Source organism: Mesorhizobium sp. M7D.F.Ca.US.004.03.1.1 (genome assembly GCF_003998635.1).
GTDB classification, from domain to species: domain Bacteria; phylum Pseudomonadota; class Alphaproteobacteria; order Rhizobiales; family Rhizobiaceae; genus Mesorhizobium; species Mesorhizobium loti.
On record NZ_RZQG01000517.1, the window covers coordinates 1 to 4,306 of the forward strand.

The following is a 4,306-nucleotide window of genomic DNA, read 5'->3' on the forward strand; positions in this document are numbered from 1 at the left end:
CCGGTAAGGGCCGTATTGTTCGAGCTTCTGCCCGGCGCCGCTGTCGAGCAGCGCATAATCTGCATTGGGCGCGACTTCCAGGATCACCGGAAGCTGCTCGCTGGGTAGGGCGCCTTCGCGGCGGGCCAGGACGCGCGGCCCCGATTTCGGCTCGGAACGGTCGTCCGCCTTCGCCTCATGCCGCTCGCGCGGTTGCGCGTCCGGTCTGGCGGGAACGGGTCCCGTGCGCGGACGTGATGCGTCCGCCGCACCCTTTGCGGATGGATGCGGACGGTTGTCGCGGCGTTTGTCGCGAAAAGACTTCAAGCGGGGGCAACTCCGAGCGGCGTGGCCGCTTTTGACATAGGGCAACCGGCTTCGCAACCAAGTCCGACATGTAGGCCTTCCCGGTTTATGTCGGCCGGCGATGGACCAATGTCAAAGAAACAGGCAAATCTGCTGGATGTCCCGCTCCGAACGCCTGCTCGACCTCATCCAATGCCTGCGCCGGCACCGCCGGCCGGTGAGCGGGCACACGCTTGCCGACGAGATGGGCGTTTCGATCCGCACACTCTACCGCGACATCGCAACGCTGCAGGGCCAGGGTGCGCCGATCGAGGGTGAGGCGGGGCTGGGTTATGTGCTCAAGCCCGGCTTCATGCTGCCGCCGCTGATGTTCAGCGACGAGGAGATCGAAGCCATCGTGCTCGGCTCGCGCTGGGTCGCCAAGCAGCCGGACCAGCGCCTCTCGGCCGCCGCCACCAACGCGTTGGCCAAGATCGCCGCCGTGCTGCCGGACGATCTGCGCGAGGATCTTGATGCGAGTACACTGCTGGTCGGCCCTCCCGCCGCGGCCATCGAGGGCATCGACCTTGGTCTGGTGCGGCAGGCCATCCGCAACGAGCGCAAGCTCGGCTTTCTATACCGTGATGCTGGCGGCGCCGCGTCCGAACGTGTGGTCTGGCCGTTCGCGCTGGGGTTCTTCGATAAGGTGCGGGTGGTGGTGGCGTGGTGCGAGATGCGGCAGGATTTCCGGCATTTTCGCGCCGACCGCATCGCCGAACTCCAAACAACAGACGCACGCTATCCGCGCCGTCGCCAGGCACTGCTCAAGGAATGGCGGGCGACGCTCGACAAGTCGCGCGGCTCGTGATGGCTACTGCCAGAATCTGACAGTAGCCTATCTTATGGTCGCCAAGTCGAAACACCGAACCTTGGAGAGCAGACATGACCGCCCCGAATTTCGTCATCCTCTACGTCGACCAGCCGCAGCAGAGCGGTGCCTTCTACAGCGCGCTGCTCGGCCGTGAGCCGGTCGAAAGTTCGCCGACCTTCGTGCTGTTCGTTCTCGACAACGGCTTCAAGCTTGGCCTCTGGTCGCGTCACACGGTCGAGCCGGCGGCTGCCGCGGCAGGCGGTGGCGCCGAAATCGTCTTTGCGCTGGATACGCCCGATGCGGTCGATGCCACCCATGCGGATTGGTCCGGGCGCGGGCTGAAGATCCTGCAGACGCCGACCGACATGGATTTCGGCCGCACTTTTGTCGCGCTCGATCCCGACAATCATCGCCTGCGCATCTACTGGCTGTCCGACGGCGAACAAGCCAATGGGGAACAGAAATGAGTGTACACTGGATCGCAGTGGCGTCGGCCGAGCACGTCCGGCGCGGCCGTCAGGGCGGCTTCATGCAGGTCAACCACGGCAAGGCGGCACCACTGCGTCGCGTCAAGCCCGGCGATGGCATCGTCTATTATTCGGCGACCACCATTTTGGGCGAGAAAGACGGACTGCAGGCCTTCACGGCGATCGGCACGGTGCGGGAAGGCGAACCCTATCAGGGTGATATGGGTGGCGGCTTCACGCCGTTTCGCCGCGATGTCGAGTGGGCGAAGGCCGAGGAAACGCCGATCAAGCCGCTGCTCGACAGGCTGCACTTCACCGCCGGCAAGTCGAACTGGGGCTATCAGCTTCGCTTTGGCCTTTTCGAAATCGGGGATCACGATTTTCGTGCGATCGCCGAGGCGATGGGCGCCAAAATGGGCGCAACAGCAAACTAGGCCGTGCGCGCCTTATAGACGGCAATGCCGGCGGCAAGGTCCTCGAGCGCTGCGCCGACCGACTTGAATAGCGTAATCTCAGCGGCGCTCTCGCGGCCCTTCTTCTGGCCGCGCGCCAATTCGTGCAGATCGGCCACGATGGCTTCCGGCTTCAGCACGCCGGAGGCCAGTGGCTGGACGATGTCGCCAGCCTCCTTGGTGGCGCCGGCGCGGGTGTCGACATAGACGCGGGCGAGCCTGATCGCGTCGTCATCGCTTTCGCGCATCGTCGGCGTAAAGCCGCCGACCAGATCGACATGGGTTCCCGGCCGCAACAATGCGCCCTTGATCAGCGGTGTCGTCGTGATCGTCGCCGAGGAGACGATGTCGGCCCGCCCAAGCTCGGCATCGAGATCACTTGCCGCGCTGGCAGCGAAGCCTTCGGTGCGCAGATCGGCGGCGACCTTCTCGGCATTGGCCGGGGTGCGGTTCCAGATGCGGATGGTCCTGATCGGCCGCATGGCTGAGTGCGCCTTGGCGAGGAAGGGTGACAGCGCGCCGGCGCCGACCACAAGCAGCCGCGAGGCATCGTCGCGGGCGAGATAGGAGGCCGCGAGCGCCGAAGCGCAGGCGGTGCGCCACTGGGTCAGCCGCTGGCCGTCGATCAAGGCCTCGGGTTCGCCGGTGGCGCCATTGAGCAGGAGGTAGAGCCCCATCACCGCGGGCTTGCCGATGGCGTTGTTGTCGGGAGAGACGGTGACGATCTTGACACCGACGTGACCACCAGCCGACGTGCCGGCTGCGTTGAGGTCGGTCCAGGCCGGCATCAAAAGCAGGGTGGAGGCCGCACCATCGGGCCGCTCGATCGTATGATGGTGCCTGACCGGCTGCACCGCTCCGTCGCGAAACGCCGTGCGCAGCGTCTCGACCAGTCCGGGAAAGGTCAGCGCATGGTCGACCTCTGCGGCCGAAATGGTCAACATGAAAAACTCCGTGGGGACAAAGCCGCCGACCGGCGGTTCAAGTGGTCGGCTTCGGCAATGCCGATCCTTGGGCGGACCCTTGGGTCGACCCCTGGGCCGGGCTTTGCGGTGCCGCCGGCGCACGGCTGACCGCCTGGCGCAGGTTCTCAGCCTCGACGCCGCGCTGGCGCGCCAGCTTGCGGTAGCGGCCCTGCTTGACCCAGGTTGCCAGGCTGCCGACGATCATGCCGATGGCGAGCGCCAGGAACAGGAAGATGAACAGCGGCAAAGTCACCGTCAGCTTCGGATTGCCAGGGTTGAACGGATCCAGCGTGAAGGCGACCAGTTCGCGGTTGGCAACGGCGAGTGCGATCAGGATGATCGCCAACGGCACGAAGATCACGATGAGAATGAAGCGATTGAACATGATGTTTTCCGTCGGAAGCTGGCCTGTCCGGAAGGCCGTCTGGCGCTGACGCGCCTACTTGCCGCCGTTCAGCCTTTCACGCAATTCCTTGCCGGTCTTGAAGAACGGCACCCATTTCTCCTCGACCTCGACGGATTCGCCGGTGCGCGGATTGCGGCCGGTGCGGGCGGGACGGTTTTTCACCGAAAAAGCGCCGAAGCCACGCAGTTCGACCCGGTTGCCCTCGGCAAGGGCGTCGGTGATTTCATCGAAGATCGCGCCGACGATGTTTTCGACGTCGCGCAGGAAAAGATGCGGATTGCGCGTGGCAATAATCTGCACAAGTTCGGACTTGATCATGAGACGGGTCCCCGTGAAAGCAGTGCGGTCAAAATTATGAGGATGATTTTATTTGCTTTTTTCACTTGCCCCAAACGGCAGCTCAAGGGTGCCAGACGGAAACGAGACCGTCAAGAAACAAGCGGTCGGCACCGAGTTCATGGATGATGTCGCCGCTGTAGGCCGGCAGGCCGAGCGCACTGCCGATCGTTTGCGCCATCGCTTTGGAGAACAGGAAGCCGCCGCCCCGTTCAGTGTCCTTCCATTCGACGACCTTGAGTTTGGCATCGACGCCCTTGGTCGCCAGCCAGTCGACCGCTTCGGTCTCGCCGCCGACGGCGTCGATCAGTCCGTTGGCAACGCCCTGGCGACCGGTGAAGATCGAACCGTCGGCAAGCGCCAGCGCTTGCTCGCGGGTCATCTTGCGGCGCTCGGCAACGATGCCGACGAACCAGTCGTAGCTGTCGAGGATGAGCTTGCGGACCATGGCGCGCTCGTCGTCATTGGTCGGCTTGAAGGGAGAGGGTGCGGCCTTCAGCGGCGAGGATTTCACTTCCTCCAGCTTGACGCCGAGCTTGTCCATC

Annotated in this window: 7 protein-coding genes and 1 pseudogene; 3 read left to right on the forward strand and 5 right to left on the reverse strand. The window is 64.4% G+C overall.

Going from position 1 to position 4,306, the window contains the following annotated elements:
- A pseudogene (locus EN935_RS24295) lies at positions 1-306 on the reverse strand (class I SAM-dependent rRNA methyltransferase); the annotation flags it as partial.
- 136 nt (positions 307-442) lie between these two features.
- Between EN935_RS24295 and EN935_RS24300 the strand changes: the two are divergent.
- The 3 genes from EN935_RS24300 (at position 443) to EN935_RS24310 (ending at position 2,036) form a co-directional block, all read left to right on the forward strand.
- Positions 443-1,132: a YafY family protein gene (locus tag EN935_RS24300; protein WP_127264638.1), complete on the forward strand. Its 690-nt coding sequence runs from the start codon at positions 443-445 to the stop codon at positions 1,130-1,132.
- A gap of 74 nt (positions 1,133-1,206) precedes the next feature.
- Entirely contained in the window at positions 1,207-1,602 is a 396-nt protein-coding gene (locus EN935_RS24305; RefSeq protein ID WP_109658839.1) for a VOC family protein, read from the forward strand.
- Positions 1,599-2,036, forward strand: a complete 438-nt coding sequence (locus EN935_RS24310; protein ID WP_127264639.1) for an EVE domain-containing protein — start codon at positions 1,599-1,601, stop codon at positions 2,034-2,036. The genes EN935_RS24305 and EN935_RS24310 overlap by 4 nt, the downstream gene beginning before the upstream one ends.
- On the opposite strand, the gene EN935_RS24315 is transcribed toward EN935_RS24310, so the two are convergent.
- From EN935_RS24315 to EN935_RS24330, 4 genes are all read right to left on the reverse strand, one after another.
- On the reverse strand, positions 2,033-2,998 hold the full coding sequence (locus EN935_RS24315) for an ornithine cyclodeaminase family protein (RefSeq protein WP_109658841.1): 966 nt from the start codon (positions 2,996-2,998) through the stop codon (positions 2,033-2,035). The two genes, EN935_RS24310 and EN935_RS24315, sit on opposite strands and share 4 nt — an antisense overlap.
- Positions 2,999-3,035: 37 nt before the next feature.
- On the reverse strand, positions 3,036-3,404 hold the full coding sequence (locus EN935_RS24320; RefSeq protein ID WP_127264640.1) for a LapA family protein: 369 nt from the start codon (positions 3,402-3,404) through the stop codon (positions 3,036-3,038).
- Between the two features lie 54 nt (positions 3,405-3,458).
- Complete coding sequence (locus tag EN935_RS24325) at positions 3,459-3,743, reverse strand: integration host factor subunit beta (RefSeq protein ID WP_006200394.1); 285 nt, start codon at positions 3,741-3,743, stop codon at positions 3,459-3,461.
- 82 nt (positions 3,744-3,825) lie between these two features.
- The coding region (locus EN935_RS24330; RefSeq protein WP_206534558.1) for a S49 family peptidase at positions 3,826-4,306 on the reverse strand (481 nt) is incomplete at its 5' end.